This is a genomic window from Saonia flava (assembly GCF_011927795.1).
Classification (GTDB): domain Bacteria; phylum Bacteroidota; class Bacteroidia; order Flavobacteriales; family Flavobacteriaceae; genus Saonia; species Saonia flava.
The window spans coordinates 41,333-61,572 of sequence record NZ_JAATJJ010000001.1 but is presented as its reverse complement, the minus strand read 5'-3'; the positions used below and the strand labels follow the sequence as shown (position 1 = coordinate 61,572).

16 protein-coding genes and 1 other RNA gene are annotated in these 20,240 nt (G+C 34.0%); 11 read left to right on the top strand and 6 right to left on the bottom strand.

The window, feature by feature from the left end; genetic code table 11:
* Positions 1-163: 163 nt before the first annotated feature.
* Together GGR42_RS00295 and pheT are read left to right on the top strand one after the other, a co-directional pair.
* Positions 164-1,336: a 2-isopropylmalate synthase gene (locus tag GGR42_RS00295; RefSeq protein WP_167959381.1), complete on the top strand. Its 1,173-nt coding sequence runs from the start codon at positions 164-166 to the stop codon at positions 1,334-1,336.
* An 85-nt stretch (positions 1,337-1,421) separates the two neighbouring features.
* Entirely contained in the window at positions 1,422-3,845 is a 2,424-nt protein-coding gene (gene pheT, locus GGR42_RS00290) for a phenylalanine--tRNA ligase subunit beta (RefSeq protein WP_167959380.1), read from the top strand.
* Here pheT and GGR42_RS00285 read toward each other — a convergent pair.
* Positions 3,837-4,415 (bottom strand): fasciclin domain-containing protein, encoded by a 579-nt coding sequence (locus GGR42_RS00285; protein WP_245201363.1) that lies wholly within the window; start codon positions 4,413-4,415, stop codon positions 3,837-3,839. The two genes, pheT and GGR42_RS00285, sit on opposite strands and share 9 nt — an antisense overlap.
* A 159-nt stretch (positions 4,416-4,574) precedes the next feature.
* Entirely contained in the window at positions 4,575-6,203 is a 1,629-nt protein-coding gene (locus GGR42_RS00280; protein WP_167959379.1) for an ABC-F family ATP-binding cassette domain-containing protein, read from the bottom strand.
* Between the two features lie 172 nt (positions 6,204-6,375).
* On the opposite strand from GGR42_RS00280, the gene GGR42_RS00275 reads away from it, so the two are divergent.
* Positions 6,376-7,758 carry a peroxiredoxin family protein gene (locus GGR42_RS00275; RefSeq protein ID WP_167959378.1) on the top strand — a complete coding sequence of 461 codons (1,383 nt, stop codon included), beginning with the start codon at positions 6,376-6,378 and terminating at the stop codon, positions 7,756-7,758.
* 79 nt (positions 7,759-7,837) lie between these two features.
* Here GGR42_RS00275 and fsa read toward each other — a convergent pair whose 3' ends face one another.
* From fsa to ffs, 3 genes are all read right to left on the bottom strand, one after another.
* Complete coding sequence (fsa, locus tag GGR42_RS00270; protein WP_167959377.1) at positions 7,838-8,491, bottom strand: fructose-6-phosphate aldolase; 654 nt, start codon at positions 8,489-8,491, stop codon at positions 7,838-7,840.
* Between the two features lie 56 nt (positions 8,492-8,547).
* Entirely contained in the window at positions 8,548-9,357 is an 810-nt protein-coding gene (locus tag GGR42_RS00265) for an SDR family oxidoreductase (RefSeq protein ID WP_167959376.1), read from the bottom strand.
* Between the two features lie 82 nt (positions 9,358-9,439).
* Positions 9,440-9,538, bottom strand: an RNA gene (gene ffs, locus GGR42_RS00260) — signal recognition particle sRNA small type.
* Between the two features lie 89 nt (positions 9,539-9,627).
* On the opposite strand from ffs, the gene GGR42_RS00255 reads away from it, so the two are divergent.
* From GGR42_RS00255 to GGR42_RS00225, 7 genes are all read left to right on the top strand, one after another.
* Positions 9,628-10,683 carry a glutaminyl-peptide cyclotransferase gene (locus tag GGR42_RS00255; protein WP_167959375.1) on the top strand — a complete coding sequence of 352 codons (1,056 nt, stop codon included), beginning with the start codon at positions 9,628-9,630 and terminating at the stop codon, positions 10,681-10,683.
* On the top strand, positions 10,683-11,075 hold the full coding sequence (locus tag GGR42_RS00250) for an acyl-CoA thioesterase (protein ID WP_167959374.1): 393 nt from the start codon (positions 10,683-10,685) through the stop codon (positions 11,073-11,075). Before GGR42_RS00255 ends, GGR42_RS00250 begins: the two co-directional genes overlap by 1 nt.
* A 20-nt stretch (positions 11,076-11,095) precedes the next feature.
* The gene (locus GGR42_RS00245; protein WP_167959373.1) at positions 11,096-12,634 is read left to right on the top strand and encodes a choice-of-anchor Q domain-containing protein; all 1,539 of its coding nucleotides are present in this window, start codon (positions 11,096-11,098) and stop codon (positions 12,632-12,634) included.
* Positions 12,635-12,770: 136 nt separating this feature from the next.
* Entirely contained in the window at positions 12,771-13,502 is a 732-nt protein-coding gene (locus tag GGR42_RS00240) for a LytR/AlgR family response regulator transcription factor (RefSeq protein WP_167959372.1), read from the top strand.
* A 356-nt stretch (positions 13,503-13,858) separates the two neighbouring features.
* The gene (locus GGR42_RS00235) at positions 13,859-15,922 is read left to right on the top strand and encodes a tetratricopeptide repeat protein (protein WP_167959371.1); all 2,064 of its coding nucleotides are present in this window, start codon (positions 13,859-13,861) and stop codon (positions 15,920-15,922) included.
* Positions 15,923-15,967: 45 nt separating this feature from the next.
* Positions 15,968-16,636 (top strand): response regulator transcription factor, encoded by a 669-nt coding sequence (locus GGR42_RS00230; protein ID WP_167959370.1) that lies wholly within the window; start codon positions 15,968-15,970, stop codon positions 16,634-16,636.
* A gap of 132 nt (positions 16,637-16,768) precedes the next feature.
* Positions 16,769-17,422, top strand: a complete 654-nt coding sequence (locus tag GGR42_RS00225) for a hypothetical protein (RefSeq protein WP_167959369.1) — start codon at positions 16,769-16,771, stop codon at positions 17,420-17,422.
* Between the two features lie 33 nt (positions 17,423-17,455).
* Here GGR42_RS00225 and glyA read toward each other — a convergent pair whose 3' ends face one another.
* Positions 17,456-18,730 (bottom strand): serine hydroxymethyltransferase, encoded by a 1,275-nt coding sequence (gene glyA, locus GGR42_RS00220; RefSeq protein WP_167959368.1) that lies wholly within the window; start codon positions 18,728-18,730, stop codon positions 17,456-17,458.
* A 292-nt stretch (positions 18,731-19,022) separates the two neighbouring features.
* Here glyA and GGR42_RS00215 point away from each other — a divergent pair, with 292 nt between their 5' ends.
* A complete protein-coding gene (locus GGR42_RS00215) occupies positions 19,023-20,210 on the top strand; it encodes a hypothetical protein (protein WP_167959367.1) in 1,188 nt (395 codons plus the stop codon).
* The last annotated feature ends 30 nt before the right edge of the window (positions 20,211-20,240 follow it).

Here is a 20,240-nt window from a genome sequence, read left to right as displayed (position 1 = left end):
ATATAATTTAAATAATTGTATATCAACATTTTAAATACACCGTAATATAATTTGGCGTTGTAAATGTTTTTTGCTTTTCGCTAATTTGGCATTAGCTAACCATAACTTCGTAAAGGTTGCTTAAAATTATGTAAATTTAAGAGCTTAAAATTATGCAAATAATATGAGTAAAGATAAGGTACAAATTTTTGATACAACTCTTAGAGATGGTGAACAGGTCCCTGGATGTAAATTAGATACTACCCAAAAATTGGTCATTGCCGAACGATTGGATAATTTGGGAGTGGATATAATTGAAGCAGGTTTCCCTATTTCCAGTCCAGGTGATTTTGGTTCTGTAAATGAAATAGCAAAATTGGTGAAAAATGCTACGGTATGTGGTCTTACCAGAGCTGTAAAAAAGGATATCGAGGTAGCTGCCGAAGCATTAAAGCATGCAAAAAAGCCAAGAATTCATACAGGCATAGGTACTTCTGACTCGCATATTAAATTCAAATTCAATTCCAATAGGGATGCCATTATAGAAAGGGCCGTTGAAGCCGTTAAATATGCCAAAACTTTTGTGGAAGATGTAGAATTCTATGCAGAAGACGCAGGTAGAACGGATAATGATTTTTTAGCAAGAGTATGCGAAGAAGTTGTAAAAGCGGGTGCAACAGTGCTTAACATTCCAGACACTACGGGATATTGTCTACCAGAGGAGTACGGTGCAAAAATGAAATACTTAAAAGAAAATGTAAAAGGAATCCACAAGGCCACACTTTCTTGTCATTGTCATAATGATTTAGGGTTGGCAACGGCAAATTCCATTGCTGGTGTAATAAATGGGGCGAGACAGATAGAATGCACTATTAATGGTATTGGAGAACGTGCAGGGAACACTTCTTTGGAAGAAGTGGTGATGATTTTAAGACAGCATCCATCGCTGAATTTGTATACCAATGTAAACAGCAAGTTATTATATGATACCAGCCAAATGGTATCGCAAAAAATGGGAATGCCCGTACAGCCCAATAAGGCTATTGTAGGCTCTAATGCCTTTGCCCATAGTTCGGGGATACATCAAGATGGAGTTATAAAAAATAGAGAAACCTATGAAATAATGGATCCGGAAGATGTTGGAGTAAACGAGTCCTCTATTGTTCTCACAGCAAGAAGTGGAAGAGCTGCTCTAGCATACAGGGCAAAAAACATTGGGTACGAACTTACAAAACTTCAATTGGATATTGTATATACAGAATTCCTGGAATTTGCCGACCAAAAGAAAGAAATTCTTGATGAGGATATCCATCAAATAATTGAGGCAAGCGGTATTAAAATCGAAAGTATAGCCTAGTCCAAAATTCCCTCAATAATAGAACTGCATCCCTATTGAATGTATACCGACATTGTTTTATCTTTGGTTGCTTTAAAACTCATTGATGAAAATTTCTTACAACTGGCTAAAACAGTTTATAAATATTGATTGGGATTCCAACAAAACTGCAGAACTCTTAACCGACTTAGGTTTAGAAGTAGAAGGAATTCAACCTTTTGAATCTGTAAAAGGAGGATTAAGAGGTGTGGTAGTTGGTAAAGTTCTTACTTGCGTTAAACATCCAAATGCCGATAAATTAAAGCTTACTACGGTTGATGTTGGATTGGAGGAACCTTTACAAATTGTTTGTGGAGCGCCAAATGTAGAAGAAGGACAAACGGTCCCAGTAGCTACCATTGGAACAACTTTGTACGATAAGGAAGGTCAAGCCTGGACTATTAAAAAGGGAAAAATTAGAGGAGAGGAAAGTCATGGGATGATCTGTGCCGAGGATGAACTTGGTTTAGGAGAAAGCCATGATGGGATTTTAGTTCTTAGTGACACTATAAAAATAGGAACTCCATGCTCAGAAGTTTTTAAAGTAGAAAATGATGAGGTTTTTGAAATTGGTCTTACACCCAATCGTTCAGATGCCATGAGTCATTATGGAGTGGCCAGAGATTTAAAGGCGGGGCTTCTACAACAAGAAATCAACAAAGAACTAATAACGCCTTCTGCAAGTAATTTTAATGTTGAAAATAGGGCATTAAAGGTTGATGTTGAAGTAGAGAACAATGAACTTGCTCCTAGATACTGTGGAGTTACCATGAGCAATCTTATTATTCAACCATCACCAGATTGGTTAAAAAATAGACTACAGGCAATTGGTTTAAGTCCTATCAATAATGTTGTAGACGCTACCAATTATGTATTGCACGAACTGGGGCAACCACTTCATGCTTTCGATGCTGCTAAAATAAAAGGAAATAAAATTGTTGTTAAAACACTTCCTTCCGGCACAAAATTCACAACTTTAGATGGTGAAGAAAGAGAACTTCATAAGGATGACCTAATGATATGTGACAGTGAAAAACCCATGTGTATAGCAGGGGTTTTTGGCGGAATACATTCTGGTGTTACCGAAAATACCACATCAATATTTTTGGAAAGTGCTTATTTTGACCCTATTTCAATTAGAAAAACAGCTAAAAGACATGGGTTAAACACTGATGCTTCTTTTCGGTTTGAACGTGGAATAGATATAAATAACGTTGAGTATGCCCTTAAAAGAGCTGCCATTCTTATTAAGGAAATTGCCGGCGGTGACATTACCTCGGAAGTTGTGGATATCTATCCCAATAAAAAAGATGACTATCAAGTATTTTTAACATTTGATAAAATAAATAAACTTATTGGACAAGAAATCCCAAGAGATACTATTAAATCTATTCTTTCCTCTTTGGACATCAAAGTCCAGAACGTTACGGAAACAGGATTGGGCATAACAATTCCTTTCTATAGAACTGATGTACAAAGGGAAGTCGATGTAATTGAAGAGATTTTAAGGGTCTATGGGTATAACAAAATTGATTTTAAGGAAAAATTAAATGCTTCTATTGCTCCTACATCAAAGTTTGAAGACTATAAACTACAAAACATTGTTGGCGATCTTTTAGCATCTAATGGGTTTTATGAAATTTTAGCCAATAGTCTTACCAATCCTGATTATAACAAACTCATTGACGGAATAAATGAAGAGCATGATGTTCATATGTTGAACCCTCTGAGTTCGGATTTATCAGTCCTAAGACAATCTATTCTTTTTTCTGGTTTGGAAGCTATTTCATACAATATTAATAGAAAAAGGTCTAGTCTAAAGTTTTTTGAATTTGGTAAAACCTACCACCAATTCAATGAAAGGGTAGAGAATAAACACATGTCACTTTTGGTTACTGGAAATAGAGCTGAGGACAGTTGGGCCATTTCTACAAAAAAATCAGATTTTTACTTTTTAAAATCAACAATAGATTCTATTTTGGCACGCCTTGGCATTGTCAATACCAGTAGTGGCTATACAAAAAACTCCATTTTTTCTGAAGGTCTTACAATAACCTTTTCCAAAAAGGAAATAGTTTCTTTTGGTGTCATTAAAAAATCTATACTGAAAGAGTTTGATATAAAACAGGAAGTTCTATTTGCTGATTTTAATTGGGACAATATTGTAGAAGCTGCAAAATCCAATAGTATTGTTTACCAAACAATACCTAAGTATCCTGCCGTAAAAAGGGATTTAGCATTGTTATTGGATAATGATGTTCCATTTAAAAAAGTCTATGATATTGCACTACAGACTGAAAAAGTTCTTTTAAAGAATGTTTCTCTTTTTGATGTATATACTGGAAATAAGTTGCCTAGCGGAAAAAAATCCTATGCGGTAAGTTTTACATTACAAGATTCCAATAATACGTTAACCGATAAGAAGATAGACAAGATAATGGAGAAGTTCCGCTATCGATATGAAAAGGAATTGGGGGCAGAATTAAGGTAGGGCCACTTTACTAGGCTTGATTACGCTATCAATGACATGAATAACACCATTGCATTGATTTGTGTCAGCCTTTGTGATTTTTGCTGAATTCCCATGGCCATCTGTTAGGACAATATCCACACCATCTATAGTTGCTGTTATTTTTGTTCCCTGTAAAGTGGTAAAAGTAGCAACTCCATTACCTCTGCACAAAGCACTCAAAATTTTAGAGGCAGAAAAATTACCGGCCACAATATGGTATGTCAAAAGTGCACGTAATTCTTTGATGTTTTCTGACTTAATTAAAGACTTTAATTTTTCTTGGGGAAATTTTTTAAAAGCTTCATCCGAGGGTGCAAAAAAGGTAAATGCACCATCATTATCCAGTATTTCTTCCAACTTGGCCACTTTTATGGCTTTCGAAAGGGTATTATGTATTCCAGATTCCCGTGCTCCCTTGGCAATGGAATGTTCAGAATCAATATGTGTTATTCTTGGAACAATGGCCATGGCCACTTCCTGAGATTGGCCAAAATTGAAGAAAAGAAGAGTCAACAAAATTGCCAATTGGCATTTTAATAGGTCTTTCATGGGGGCAATAAAATATAGTGTTTCTCGGTGAACTGTCTAGGTTCATGGACAAGATACAACTTATCTTAAACCGTGCAAATAAATTTTAATAATTTAATTCAAGTTTATCTAAAACTAACATTTAGCATTCCTAAAATCATAATTAAGTAAAAAAAAATGTTATGAATTAACAGAATACATTTTATTGCGTTGCTCTTTTATGGATGCATCGGACATGTATTCGTCAAAAGTGGAGTAACGATCAATATTTCCTTTTGGCGTCAATTCAATAATTCTATTTGCCACGGTTTGTGCAAATTCATGATCATGTGTAGTAAAGAGAACTGTGCCCTTAAAATTCTTTAAAGAGTTATTAAAAGCCGTAATACTTTCCAAGTCCAAATGGTTGGTAGGCTCGTCCAGCATAAGAACATTGGCCCTGAGCATCATCATTCTACTCAACATACAACGTACTTTTTCCCCTCCAGAAAGAACAGTACATTTCTTTAAAGCTTCTTCCCCACTGAATAACATTTTGCCAAGGAAACCCCTAATATGGACTTCTTCCCTTTCTTCTTCAGTTTTTGCCCATTGTCTCAACCAATCAACTAGATTGATATTTTCATTAAAATATTCCTCGTTGTTGGCGGGTAAATAAGATTGGTTGGTAGTTACTCCCCATTGAAATTTTCCCTCTGTTGCCTTTTTCTTTCCATTGATGATTTCATAGAAAGCGGTTGTTGCCCTGGAGTCTCTAGAAATTATAGCTACTTTGTCTCCTTTTGCCAAGTTAATGTTTACATTATTAAACAGCTGATCGCCATCCTCAGAAGAAGCAGATAGCTTATCCACATTCAAAATTTGGTCTCCGGCTTCTCTTTCCCTTTCAAATATTATAGCTGGATATCTTCTACTTGAAGGCTTAATATCTTCAACTTTTAATTTTTCCAACATTTTCTTTCTAGAAGTGGCTTGTTTACTTTTTGCCACATTAGCACTAAAACGTTGAATAAACTCTTGTAATTCCTTTGCCTTGTCCTCTGCCTTTTTATTCTGCTGTGCCCGTTGCCTAGATGCCAATTGGCTACTCTCGTACCAAAATGTATAGTTACCTGAAAAGAGGTTTATCTTACCAAAATCTATATCTGCAATATGTGTACATACAGAATCCAAGAAGTGCCTATCATGTGATACAACAATCACCGTATTGTCATAGTTAGCCAAAAAGTTCTCCAACCAACCAATAGTTTCATAATCCAAATCATTTGTAGGTTCATCCATGATAAGAACATCTGGATTCCCAAACAATGCCTGTACCAACAATACCCTAACCTTTAGTTTAGAATCCATCTCCGCCATGGTCATATGGTGGAATTCTTCACTGATACCAAGGTTGGACAATAGAGCGGCAGCATTACTATCCGCGTTCCAACCATCCATTTCTTCAAATTCCACTTGCAACTCCCCTATTCTATCCGCATTTTTATCATTATAATCTGCATAAAGAGCATCGATTTCCTTTTTTATTGCGAACAAAGGTTTATTGCCCATTACTACTGTTTCCAATACCGGAAATTCGTCATATGCATTATGGTTTTGCTCAAGGATGGACATTCTCTTTGTGGGTTCCAAATGTACGTGTCCAGATGTTGGGTCAATATCCCCAGCCAAAATTTTTAGGAAAGTAGATTTTCCCGCACCATTGGCTCCAATTATTCCATAACAGTTCCCTTGTGTAAAGGATACATTAACTTCATCAAAAAGGATTCTTTTTCCAAATTGCACCGATAAGTTTGATACAGATAACATAGCTTAATTTAATTTTTTGCGAAAATAGATAATTTTAGTCCCTTAAACCAATAAACTTAAAAAGCTTGTACTTTGTCCATGGTTTAACAGGGTTTTGCAACATTTAACTACCTATTAACAATCAGTATTTACAGGGTTTAGTAGCTTTGTTTAGAATATGGATGTATTATATATGGATAAATTTTTACCTTTCCTATGTACGTTTTTACTTATTGGTTGTAGTTCGGTTGAAAAAAAATCGACCTCAACAGTATATTTTGCGGGTGAAATTGTAAACCCCACGAGCAATTATGTTGTGCTTTACAAGGATGATGTAGTCGTTGATTCCGCAAAATTGGACTCCCAAAATAGGTTTTCTTTTAAATTGGACTCTGTTAATGAAGGGCTACATCATTTTAATCATGCGCCAGAATTACAATATGTATACTTTGAAAAAGGCGATAGTATTTTAGCTCGTTTAAATACTTCAGATTTTGATGAATCCCTTGCATTTTCTGGACAAGGAGAAGAAATCAATAATTTTTTGATTGATATGTTCTTGACACAAGAGCAAGAAGTACATTTTATTCACTCATTGTACAAACTCGAACCAGAGGTATTTTCAAAAAAAATAGATTCATTAAGAAATGAAAAAAAAGAGGGTTTATTAGATTTACAAGCTTCCGTTGACCTATCTAGCAATGCTATTGAAATGGCGCAAGCCAGTATTGACTATAACTATTATACATTTAAGGAAAAATATCCCTTTTACCATAAGAGAAAGGCAGGTGAAGATAGATTCCACAATCTTTCGGAAAATTTTTATGACTATAGAAAAAACATTAGCTTCAACAATAAGAACCTAACTTATTTTAGACCCTATTATGACTTTATGAAGTTTCATTATGGAAACTTATCTTTTAATGATTGTTCCCATAAATGTGCCGTTGAAAATGGCATTGTGAAAAACAACCTTCATTTTTATCAACATAAGCTAAAGTTGATCGACAGTTGTGTAAAACAAAAGGATCTTAGGGACAATCTTTTTAGAAATGTCGCCGTTGATTATTTATTAAAAAATGATGTGGAGATAAACAATGACTCTTTTATAGCTTCTTTTCATAAGTTTTCGGCCCATAATAAGCATATTGCCGAAATAGATGCCCTTTATAAAAACATAAAGCAAATACAGCCCAATAAGGAAATTCCAGATATCACTTTGTATAATACCAATGGGCAGCAAGTACAATTAAAGGATATAGCAAGTAGGAATAAAGTAGTTTTCTATTTTTGGTCTGGCACTCAAAAGAAACACTTTGATAATATAACGGAGCATATTACTAAATTAAACAGCAAATACCTAGATTATGAATTTGTTGGTATTAATGTAAAAACTGATAATAAAATTTGGATGAATATGTTAGACTCCAAAGGATTGGATTTGTCCAAACAATATAGAGCCGAAGACTATACTAAAATTGCACATACTATGATTGTCTTTGACCCAAACAAAGCATTTATTGCCCAAGACGGCCATATTGTCGATGCATTTGCCAATCTTTATACTTCATTCTAACGAGCACAAAACATATTAAAATATAAAAGCCTTGAATTTCTTCAAGGCTTTTTTTATTGTCCGGAAATTTTATGGCTCTTTAGTTTCCTTTTTTATAATCTGCCAGGAATTTTGCTAAACCAATATCTGTCAATGGGTGTTTCAACAAACCTTCAATAGATGATAGGGGACCCGTCATAACATCCGCCCCAATTTTAGCACAGTCAATCACATGCATTGTATGTCTTATAGATGCTGCTAAAATTTCTGTTTCAAAAGCATAATTATCATATATCTGACGTATTTCTGCAATTAAATTTAAACCATCTGTTGAAATGTCATCCAAACGTCCTAGGAAAGGAGAAACATACGATGCACCGGCCTTTGCCGCCAAAAGAGCCTGTCCTGCAGAAAAAACTAATGTTACATTGGTTCTAATACCTTTATCAGAAAAATATTTACATGCTTTAACACCATCAGCTATCATAGGTAACTTTACCACAATTTGCTCATGCAACTCCGCTAATTCTTCTCCTTCCTTTACCATATTTGCAAAATCGGTAGCAATAACCTCTGCACTTACATCTCCATCAACAATATTGCAGATATCCACATAATGTTTTAAGATATTGTCTTTACCTGTAATTCCCTCTTTTGCCATTAAGGACGGGTTAGTGGTTACACCATCCAAAACTCCTAATTCCTGAGCTTCCTTAATCTGTCCCAAATTGGCCGTGTCTATGAAAAATTTCATTCTATACTTGGTTTAAAATTATTATTAGCTAAATGATTGTTATCAAGAATGTAAAATTACAACTTATAATGGTTTAGCAATAGTTTCTCATATACTTTATCCGGTAATACCATTTTTAAAACAATTGAGAACTTTTGCATGAATTCTCCAACTTTATAATGCACTTTTGGTTTCGTTGTTCCAATAATTTTATAGACTTCCTTTGCTACATCAATTGGGTCACTGCCATTGTCAACATGCTCGTTCATCGTGCTTAAAGTAGTACCATAATTTTCCCTATATGGAGAGTCGTCAAGTAATGGTACATGGTATCTTCCAGCGGCAATATTGGTAGCAAAATCTCCAGGAGCCAAATTCGTAATCTTAATTCCAAAGTCCTTGGTCTCCATCCTTAAAGCTTCTGTAATAAGTCCTAAGGCTCCTTTGGTTGCAGAATAAAACCCTCTAAACGGCAATCCCATATATCCTGCTATAGATGTTATATTAATCACCAAACCTTCTTTTTGGCTTCTCATATGAGGCAAAACGGCCTTTATCATATGCAATGGGCCATGAAAATTGGTGTCAAAAACTTTTAGGATTTCTTCATGTGGGGTCTCCTCTACCGCACCAGTTATTCCAACACCGGCATTATTAATCAAAATATCGATTCTTCCCTCTTTTTCAATAATATGATTAACAGCACTTTGAATACTTTCTGTATTACTAACATTTAACTGTAACAGTTCAAATTCATTAAAATTTTTATGGTTCTTTAAATTTCTTGTTGTTCCATAAACAGTGAATTCCTTTGACTTTAAAAAAACACCTATTGCTCTTCCTATTCCAGAAGAACCACCGGTGATCAATACTACTTTACCTTTCATAATAGTGTAATAAATATGCAAATAAAGTAATAAATAAGAGAATGAAAAAAAGGAGGTGTTATACTTAACTTTTGGGCACAAAAAATGGCAAGCTACCTACATCGCACCGCTTCAACCACATACCCTTGCTGCGTTCCCACCCTGGGGGATTCTGCAGGAGCTGGTCGTGTAGGACTTGCCAATGGCAAATATACAACCTTTTAAATTTGAAGCAATCGTTTTACTTTCTAAATTTTATTGGATAACTTGCCTACTTATTAACATGAAACCATGAATTTTTATAAATTTTTAATGCTCAGTTCATTAACCCTGCTACTTAATGCTTGCGGGGGTGGAAATGTTTCTACATCTGAACTTTTCGATATTCAACTTGAGGGAAACAAAAAACAATTTAGTCAAAATGAAATTGTTGGTATTAGCCTAAAAAATAAAAAAGGAAAGACCATAAACAATGTTGTCTATACCATAGATGGACAAGAATTAACCGTAAAAGACAACAAAATTCAATTAAATGTTGCCAAGTTGGGGAACAAAACTATAAAGGCATCCATAGATTACGAAGATCGTACCGGGGAGGTGTTAAAAGAAATAAAGATTTTATCAGCCAGCTCTCCGGAAATTTATACCTACGAAATAATTAACACATACCCTCATGACAATGAGGCTTTTACCCAAGGTTTGGAATTTTATGCAGACACTTTATATGAAAGTACCGGAAAAAGGGGAAGTTCTTCCCTAAGAAAGGTTAATTATAAAACTGGGGAGGTGTTAAATAAAATTGATTTGGAAAATGCCTTTTTTGGAGAGGGGATTACCATATTAAATGACAAAATTTACCAATTGACATGGCAAAGTGGTACTGGTTTTATTTACGACTTAAATGAGTTTAAAAAAGTTGGTAGTTTTAAATATGGACAAAGTAAAGAGGGCTGGGGATTTTGTAATGATGGCAAACAACTATACAAGAGTGATGGGTCCGAAAAAATATGGCTATTGGATCCAAATACTTTGATTGAAGAAGATTTCATAGAAATAGTCACCAATAAATCCATTTTCAACAAGGCAAATGAACTTGAATATGTGGCAGGAAAAATATATGCCAATGTATATGAAAAAGAAAGCATGATGATTATTGATGCAAAAAGTGGTGCCATTGAAGGGGTTATTAATTTTGGAGGGCTTAAGAAATTAGTGACGAAAGGAGCCAAATGGGACGAGGTTAATTCTGTTCTCAATGGTGTTGCCTATAACCCAAAAACCGAAACTTTTTTTGTGACGGGCAAGTATTGGGACAAGCTCTTTGAGGTTAAATTGATGAAAAAATAATGAATGTTCACGAAAAAGTTATCCGGGTCAAAGAAAGTGATTTGGATGACCTAAACCATGTGAACAATGTACAATATGTACATTGGATTCAGGATATTTCTAGAGAACATTGGCAACTATTGGCTTCTAAGGACATACAAGATTCCGTCATTTGGGTCGTTATTAATCATAACATCACATACAAAAATGCAGCTAAGTTGAATGACCAAATTATTGTACGCACTTATGTTGTCAAAACAGAGGGTTGTTTTTCTATTAGGGCCGTAGAGATGTACAATAAAGAAACTGGTGATTTGTATGTGCATTCTGAAACTAAATTTTGTCTTCTCAATGCTAAAACCCGCAAACCAATGAAAGTGCCCAAAAACATTGAGGATATTTTTTCTAACTAAATCTTTTCTGAAGTTCCTATATGCAACGATATCTGCTTTCCATCTTAGCTTTGGTTTTAATTCTTTTTTGGAGCTCTTGTCGCAAAGATTTTGAATATCAGGCTAGTATAGGGAATTTAGAGTTCTCCAAGGATACTGTTTATTTGGATACTGTTTTCACCAATATTGGCAGTAGCACCTATTCCTTAAAAGTGTACAATAAAAGTAATATAGATATACAGATACCCCATATTAATTTGGAAAATGGAGAAAACAGTAATTATAGATTAAATGTTGATGGAGTTGCGGGAAAAGAGTTTAACAATATTCCCATTCTGGCAAAAGACAGTATTTTTATTTTCATTGAGACCACTTTTGATATTGCACCAACCAATGAAAAAGATTTTTTATATACAGATGCCTTACAATTTATATCCAATGGCAATACTCAAAAAGTACAATTGGTTACCCTGATCAAGGATGCCATTTTCCTGTTCCCAAAACAATTGTCAAACGGCACTAAAGAAACCTTGGGTTTGGGAGTGGATGAAGAAGGGAATGAAATTAGTGTTGAAGGCTTTATTCTTGAAAGTTCACAACTTACACTTACCAATGAAAAGGCCTATGTTGTTTATGGGTACGCTGCTGTTCCTGAGAATGAAACCTTGAACATAAATGCTGGGGCAAGGGTTCATTTTCATGAGAATTCTGGAATTATTGTACAAAACAATGCCTCTATAAAGGTCCAAGGGCAATTAAGTCTAGATGTTGCTGAAATGGAAAATGAGGTGATATTTGAAGGAGATAGACTTGAACCAGAATTTGAATACATTCCTGGCCAATGGGGGACCATATGGTTAGCTCCGGGAAGCATAAACAATGAAATAAATCATTTAACAATAAAAAATGCCACTATCGGAATATTGGCAGAGGGCGATGGAATTTTAAGCTCCCCCACTCTAACATTTAGAAATTCTCAAATTCATAATAGTTCACGTGTTAATCTATGGGCTAGAACAGCATCAATCATTGGGGAAAATCTTGTTCTTGGCAATGCAGGGGCTTCATCATTATATTGTAATCTAGGAGGTTCTTATTATTTTACCCACGCTACAATTGCAAATTATTGGAACAATGGCTTCCGTAACAGCCCATCTCTTTTAATAGATAACCTAATTGAGACCGAAAACGGTACTGTATTGGAGGATTTAGTTGAAGCTAATTTTACAAATTGCATTGTAGACGGCAACAACACCCACGAACTGTTTTTGCAGAACAACGAATTGGCTTCTTTTAACTTTTCATTCAAGAATTGTACACTAAAGTACAATGAATCCTCCAATCTTGTGGTTGGCAATCCAATATTGGATCTCGACAATCCAGGATATAATTCTATTGTCCTAAATCCTCTTACAAATTTTATAGAAGTTCAAAAAAACGACTTCAGGATTGGCGAGGAATCGGAAGTAATAGATAAAGGAGATACTAATGCTGCCCAAACACTCCCTCTAGATATTATTGGAACCGACAGAACTAGTTCTCCGGATATTGGAGCTTATGAGTTTGTTCAAAATAAATAATCTCCTCAATTGTAGTATTTTTCCTTCAAATTGATTAATTTTCAGACGATTACAATCAAAACCATATATATTCTATGGTAAATATATAGTAGGGGAATTTCAAGAAACTATAATTTTATAAATTATAATGTTATCCATGGAATATACATATATCATTATAGATTCGGACGCCACATCTAGTTTACAATTTCAACACTACTTGGAAGACTATGGTGATTTTGTCTTTTATGGGCTGGCCAAGGATAGTGATCAGGGATTGAACATTATTCTAAAACACTTACCTGATGTGGTCTTTATTAATTTGGATAAAAATGCCACTGAATGTTTTGAATTGGTAAATGAACTCTACAAGTATGTTACTGCCATGCCAATGATTATTGGAATGTCTAAAAGCAAAGATTACGCTTATGAGGCCCTAAAAAACAATTTTTTTGATTATTGGCTGTTACCTTATAATGAATTAGATATTCTTAAAACCTTAATGTACTTAAAAAAACAAGTGCCAAAAGAGAAAACGGTACCTACCATTTGTATAAAATCATATAGTGACTTTCAATATTTAAATACGGACGAGATTCTTTATTTAAAGGCAGACAACAATGCAACAGATTTTATTATGAAAGATGGTCGCGTAGTCAGTGCATTTAAAACACTAAAAACATTTGAGGACAATCTTCCAAAAAACTTCATAAGGGTACACCAAAGCTATATACTTAACATGGACTATGTTTCCAGAATAAATTATGGAAAAAGTATATGCGCCCTAAAAGTGGGTCAAGAGCAACTTCCCTTTTCAAAATCCTACAAAAAGAACATTGATTCTTTGAAAAAAGTGTTGGCAAAAAGCACATTTTCCACCTTAAATTAATCCAATACTCACAAAACTTGAAGGAATACTCTTAAAAAAGGGGTGTTCACTAAACTAAACTCTAGCAAGTTTCACTCTCCTTATATCTACAATACTTTAGTCCCAGAAATATTTATATAACCCCTAAACATTTTAGATTATGAGAAAAGTAATGAGCATTTTAGCAGTAGCAGTATTCACTCTTGGTTTATTTTCATGTGAAACCGAAACCGCAGACCAATCATTATATGAGCAAGCTTGTGATACATGTCACAATGAGAGAGATGATAGAGGAAGTGGTGATAATTAGTAGTAGTTTAAATATATTAAAAGGCCTCAAATCTATAATTTGAGGCTTTTTTTATATCTTGTATACAATGAATAACCATTTTTACTACAAAAAAATATACAAGATATTTATCTACAGTCTATTAGTCCTTATTATTTCTTGTAGCAAAAAAGAGGTTCTTGTTAATAATAGTAGTCCCACCAAAAACGATAGCATTCTATATTGGGTAAATGAGGAAGGACGAAATATAGACCTTCCTTTAGATTTAAGAAGAAAGGCTTTAAAAAAAGCGTACGATAGTTCTGAAAAACTAAATAATGATTCCTTAAAAACCAAATATTTTTCCAACATATCCCTTGCCTATCTTAATTTGCCAGATTCTACTCTATTTAGAAAATTAAATAATAGGACAATGGATCTATGCAGGATAACAAAGGATACCATTGCCCACGCAGAAGTTCATTGGGATTTAGCAACATTTTTCCAAGATTATAAAGTTTTAGATAGTTCCTATTACAATTACAAGGAAGCTTTACGAATATATCTATCAATAGAAGATGAAATACATGCGGCAAGAATGTTATACAATATGGCTCTGGTTCAGGAAGGTGCAAGAGACTACACAGGGAGTGAGATTAATACGGTTAGGGCCATTGAACTTATAAAACCATATAACCAATATCGTCGTCTGTATAGCTACTATAATCTACTTGGCAACATTGCTTTAAGTTTAAAGGAGTATGACAAGGCATTGGAATACCACCAACAAGCATTGGAATATTTAAACTTAACCTCTACTAAAGATAGGACGCTAGAGCCTATGACACAACTCAATTTAGGCAATGTTTATCAAGAACAGAACCAACACCAAAAGGCCAGCCATTATTTTAAAACTGTACTTGCGAATGACAGCTTATTTTTTCATAACCCTGATTTGTATGCTAAAGCTTTAACTAACCTAGCGGTTAGCACAATTAAATTGGATCACAACTCTGCTGAACCCCTCAATCTTTTAAAAAAAGCTATAAGAATACAAGACAGTTTGGAAAACATTAAAGGTTTGTCTATTATTCATTATGGTCTATCCGAATATTATCTAAACAAGGCAGATACTGCAACCGCCGTTTTACATCTAAAGGAATCCAAAACTTTGGCGGAACAAAGTAAGAATTATGAAAGGTTATTAAAAACTTTGCAACTTTTACCAAATATTGATTCTAAGAATGCAGCTTTATATGCCCAACAATACTTTAAGCTCAATGACAGTTTACAGCAAGAAGATCGTAGAATACGGGATAAATTTGCACGTATACGCTTTGAAACCAATGAATTTATTGAGCAAAATGAGTTATTGGACCAACAAAAAAGCTTATGGTTTGGCATTGCGGTTACCTCCTTGTTACTGGGGGTTCTTTTATTTGTAATTATATTCCAACGTATAAAAACCCAAAAATTGGAATTCCAACAAAGCCAGCAGCAAAGTAATGAAGAGATTTTTAATTTGATGCTTTCCCAAAAAGAGAAAGTAGAAGAGGGCAAGCACCTTGAACAAAAGAGAATTTCTGAAGAACTGCACGATGGTATTTTAGGACAAATGTTGGGTATCCGTTTAATTCTTTCTGGATTGAATAAAAAGACCGGTGATGATGTCGTTGAGAAAAGGGAGGGGTTAATTAAAAAATTGCAGGGAGTGGAAGAAGAAATACGAACCATATCCCATGAACTAAATCATAATTCTTATGAAAAGGTAACTAATTTTATTCTTTCCATTCAGGATTTGCTCCAAACAATCGGAGAGTCAGGAAACATTTCCTATGACTTTGTTTACAATGAAGATATGGAATGGGACCAATTGCATGGAGATATTAAAATAAATCTATATAGAGTGGTCCAAGAATGCCTTCAAAACTGTCTAAAACATGCTGAGGCCAGCAATATATCAGTAAATTTTAATGTAGAGGCAAACACCATTCTTGTGCATATTAAAGATGATGGCAAAGGTTTCATTGCTAATAAAAGAAGAAAAGGTATAGGATTAAAGAACATTACTTCTAGAATGAAAAAGCTACAAGGTTCTTATAAAATAGATAGTGAAATTGGAAAAGGGACCATTGTAACTCTCACAATACCAATAGATCCAAATATGATTTGATAAAGGTTTCGTATCTTGCGAAAAAAAAAGATAGTCTTAAAGAATATGAGAAATTTAAGAATATTGGCGGTTGACGATCATGAAATGACCATCATTGGTTATAAATACATATTGGAAGATATTGATTTTGAAGACTATAAAGTCCATGTTGATATTGCCAATTCATATGATCTTGGTAAGGAGAAAATTGAAGCTTCAAGTAAATCCTTATATTATGATATTATTTTCTTGGACATCCAAATGTTTACTTCTGAAGAGAAAAGACCACAAACTGGGGAAGACTTAGGAATTTTGGCCCGTACTATAGTGCCAGAATCAAAAGTTGTTTTCATGTCCTCATTTAATGATAACTATCGAATAAATAGCATTCTTAAATCTGTAAACCCTGACGGTTATATGGTGAAATCTGATATTGACCCAAAATCCCTAAGGGACTTGGTCAATACTGTGATGACCGTACCTCCATATTATTCTTCAAAAGCTCTGGTTGCCATTAGAAAAACTATGGCAAATGATATTGTTTTGGATGAAAATGATAGAAAAATACTTTATTATATATCATTGGGAACTAAAACAAAGGACATAGTTTCTTATGTCTCCATTTCTTTACCAAGTATAGAAAATAGAAAAAGACACTTAAAAACAATCTTTGGAATTGATAAACAGAATGATCTTGCTTTAATCACAGAGGCGAAAAAAAGAGGGTTTATCTAATACTCCTGTCAGTAAATACTTTCATTTTTATTAAAATCGTATAAAACCATATTTTTTTTATGGTTTTTATATAAAATACATTGATTTTAATGATATAGTTTTGTTAAAGACGCTTGTTATAATTCCATTAATATGTCTTTAAGAGAAAATGTATATACTAATTCATTTCGTTTTGATAGTGATAATACAATTCATGTAAAAGGTCTTGATGTTTTCAAGCAAGTATTAGAAAAGGAATATTTTTGCAATGCAGTTATTCGTTCCTATTCGTCAAGAGATATTTCCATAAATCTAGTATTGGAGTTGAATTTTAATATGAATCTTATTGAAATGATTCAATTCAATGACCTCATAAATCTTGAGGATTGTATATCATCCATAAAGAATAAAGTAAAATTAACTGCTTTTAGCAAATTTCTACTTGATCTAGAAAAAACAAATGAGACTTATATAGATATTGAGGAAATAAATATCAACACAACGACAACTTCTTTTACAATACAAAAAATTTACCCTAAAAGTATTCCAGAGCAAATAGAATCTATTCTAAAAAAAATCATCATACACCATTCGTCTTTTACCACCTGTGCTTTGGAAACTCCATATGAAGTGTATATCCCAGTTTTTGAGGAAAACCAATTATCAAAAGTGAAGAATGGTTTAGGTGTAAAAAATGACTATTATAAATATTGGGGACTATACATTCAATCTAGGGAAGTAGCTATTGTATATGACTTGTACAAGAATAGTATATTGAGGAATGACCTTCATATTCTAAGCCAATAAGCTCCATTTTCCTAAAAAATAGTTTAAGATAAATTAGATATTGAACAAAGCACGATTTTTCATCAAATCGTTCACTTTCCTTTTTACACTTCCCAGAACTTTTTCATCTTCCGGGCTACATATCACTTCGTCGACTAAATCTACTATAGTTTCCATATCATTCTCTTTTAACCCGCGAGTGGTAATTGCAGCAGTACCAAAACGAATACCAGAAGTTATAAACGGTGATTTATCATCAAAAGGAACCATGTTCTTATTAGCAGTTATCTCTGCCATGACCAAAGCCTTCTCAGCGTCTTTACCTGTGATGTTCTTATTTCTTAAATCTATCAACATCATATGGTTGTCGGTTCCTCCAGAAATAATTTTATAATCTTTTGCAACAAAAGCACTGGCCATGGCCGCGGCATTTTTCTTTACCTGTAACATATAATGTAAAAACTCATCAGACAATGCTTCTCCAAACGCAATGGCTTTAGCTGCAATAATATGTTCTAATGGTCCTCCTTGGTTTCCTGGGAATACCGCTAAGTCCAATAATGCAGACATTTTTCGAAGATTTCCGTTCTTAAGTTTAATACCAAAAGGATTGTCAAAATCTTTACCCATCAGTATAAGTCCTCCTCTTGGTCCCCTTAATGTTTTATGGGTTGTTGTGGTGACAATGTGACAATGGGGAATCGGATCATTTAAAATTCCCTTTGCAATTAATCCTGCCGGATGCGATATATCTGCCAATAACAAGGCATTTACGCTATCGGCAATTTCTCTAAAACGTTCAAAATCCATATCTCTGGAATACGCTGAAGCTCCAGCAATGATCATTTTGGGTTTTTCTTTTTCAGCAATTTCTTGAATTCTGTCATAATTCAGCTCACCTGTTTCTTCATCAACACCATAAAACACAGGATTATAAAGTCTTCCCGAAAAATTTACAGGAGAACCATGGGTTAAATGACCTCCATGGGATAGATCAAACCCCAATATTGTATCTCCAGGTTTTAAACAAGCGTGGTATACGGACGCGTTGGCTTGAGAACCCGAATGTGGTTGCACGTTCGCATACGCCGCTCCAAAAAGTTCTTTTGCCCTATCAATGGCAATTTGCTCAACCACATCTACTACTTCACACCCACCATAATATCTTTTCCCAGGATATCCCTCTGCATATTTATTGGTAAGAACAGACCCGGCAGCTTCCATTACCTGTGGACTTACAAAGTTTTCAGAGGCTATCAGTTCTATTCCATTACTTTGGCGCTCTTTTTCTTGTTCTATTAAATCAAATATTTTAATGTCTCTTTGCATGATAGGCTATTGAATAAGGCGCAAAAATACAAATTGTGCTTTGTTTAATAAAAGAAAAACCATTTAAGATAAAAAACTTATTAAACAAAAATCAACAATTTAGTTGGGTCAAAAATGTGCTCATCGCCCTAATAAATAAAGAAATATTAATCCCTTTATGTTAATGCTTGAATTCCTAAAAAATATAGTATTTCAACAGATTTATAAGAAACTTTATCGTTTTACGTTACCATTTTAGTTGGTTTTGGCACGGCAATTGGATTTAACCTTCAAAACCCTAAAATGTATCATTATGAAAAAAGCATTACTTTTTAGTATCGTCATTGTTTTTTTAATCGCTTGCGGAGGGGTTAAAAAAACTCAGGAAGCCATTAACACTGGAAATTATAACAGTGCAATCAATAAGGCTTTAAAGAACTTAGCAGACAATAAAACAAAGAAAGGGCACCAACCTTATATCTTATTGTTAGAAGAAGCATTTGAGAAAAATATGATCCAAGAGTTGGAGCGTATTTCATTTTTGCAAAAAGATGGGAACCCGGCAAATTTGGAAAATATTTATAATGGATACAACAATCTTAAAAGTATTCAAGAAAGAATAAAGCCAATATTGCCACTACCTATTTACGATGAAAATAGAAATGCCAAATTCGCTTTTAAAGATTATAGCAATAAAATCATCAGTTCCAAAAATGAACTATCAGACTATTTGTACCAAAATGGATTGACATTATTGGATAACGCCGTTCAAAAATATGATTTCAGAAAGGCATATGAGGATTTTAAATATCTAAATGAGATCAATCCAGGCTATGCGGACAGCAAACAAAAAATGGAAGAAGCATATACAAAAGGGTTGGATTTTGTAAAAGTAGATATGGTAAATGATACGGAACAAATTGTTCCAGAGCGCTTGCAGGAGGAACTTCTAAATTTTAACACCTACGGATTGGACAACTTGTGGACCGAGTACCATACTTCTCCATTAAGTGAAATAAAGTATGATTATGAAATGAAGGTCGCCTTTAGAGAAATAAATATTTCTCCAGAGCATATTAAGGAAATTCAAATCATAAAAGAAAAGCAAGTTAAAGATGGCTTTAGTTATGCCCTTGATAATAACGGAAACGTGGTAAAAGATAGTTTAGGAAATGATATCAAAATAGATAAGTTTAAAACTATAAGATGTGATTTTTATCAATTTGAACAAACAAAGTCTGCCCAAGTAGTGGGCCAGGTTAGTTTCATAGATTTAAAGTCCAAACAACAAATAAATTCTTATCCATTGAGCAGTGAGTTTATCTTTGAACATATTTATGCACAACACGATGGAGATAAAAGGGCTTTGGAAAACAACCAATTGTCCTTGCTTAATCTAGCACAGGTACCATTTCCAAGTAATGAACAAATGGTTTATGATGCTGGAGAAGACTTAAAACTTAGATTAAAAGAAATAGTTAAACGACACCATTTTAATTAAAAGAAAAGCCCTGATTTACAGGGCTTTTCT

Bases quoted from the DNA above. Each gene is read 5' to 3' on its own strand.
- GGR42_RS00225 (WP_167959369.1), top strand. From the start codon at position 16,769: ATGTCTTTAAGAGAAAATGTATATACTAATTCATTTCGTTTTGATAGT.
- GGR42_RS00280 (WP_167959379.1), bottom strand. From the start codon at position 6,203: ATGTTATCTGTATCAAACTTATCGGTGCAATTTGGAAAAAGAATCCTT.
- GGR42_RS00265 (WP_167959376.1), bottom strand. From the start codon at position 9,357: ATGAAAGGTAAAGTAGTATTGATCACCGGTGGTTCTTCTGGAATAGGA.
- GGR42_RS00235 (WP_167959371.1), top strand. From the start codon at position 13,859: ATGAATAACCATTTTTACTACAAAAAAATATACAAGATATTTATCTAC.
- glyA (WP_167959368.1), bottom strand. From the start codon at position 18,730: ATGCAAAGAGACATTAAAATATTTGATTTAATAGAACAAGAAAAAGAG.
- pheT (WP_167959380.1), top strand. From the start codon at position 1,422: ATGAAAATTTCTTACAACTGGCTAAAACAGTTTATAAATATTGATTGG.
- GGR42_RS00230 (WP_167959370.1), top strand. From the start codon at position 15,968: ATGAGAAATTTAAGAATATTGGCGGTTGACGATCATGAAATGACCATC.
- GGR42_RS00285 (WP_245201363.1), bottom strand. From the start codon at position 4,415: ATGAAAGACCTATTAAAATGCCAATTGGCAATTTTGTTGACTCTTCTT.
- GGR42_RS00295 (WP_167959381.1), top strand. From the start codon at position 164: ATGAGTAAAGATAAGGTACAAATTTTTGATACAACTCTTAGAGATGGT.
- GGR42_RS00215 (WP_167959367.1), top strand. From the start codon at position 19,023: ATGAAAAAAGCATTACTTTTTAGTATCGTCATTGTTTTTTTAATCGCT.
- GGR42_RS00240 (WP_167959372.1), top strand. From the start codon at position 12,771: ATGGAATATACATATATCATTATAGATTCGGACGCCACATCTAGTTTA.
- GGR42_RS00275 (WP_167959378.1), top strand. From the start codon at position 6,376: ATGGATAAATTTTTACCTTTCCTATGTACGTTTTTACTTATTGGTTGT.
- GGR42_RS00250 (WP_167959374.1), top strand. From the start codon at position 10,683: ATGAATGTTCACGAAAAAGTTATCCGGGTCAAAGAAAGTGATTTGGAT.
- GGR42_RS00245 (WP_167959373.1), top strand. From the start codon at position 11,096: ATGCAACGATATCTGCTTTCCATCTTAGCTTTGGTTTTAATTCTTTTT.
- GGR42_RS00255 (WP_167959375.1), top strand. From the start codon at position 9,628: ATGAATTTTTATAAATTTTTAATGCTCAGTTCATTAACCCTGCTACTT.
- fsa (WP_167959377.1), bottom strand. From the start codon at position 8,491: ATGAAATTTTTCATAGACACGGCCAATTTGGGACAGATTAAGGAAGCT.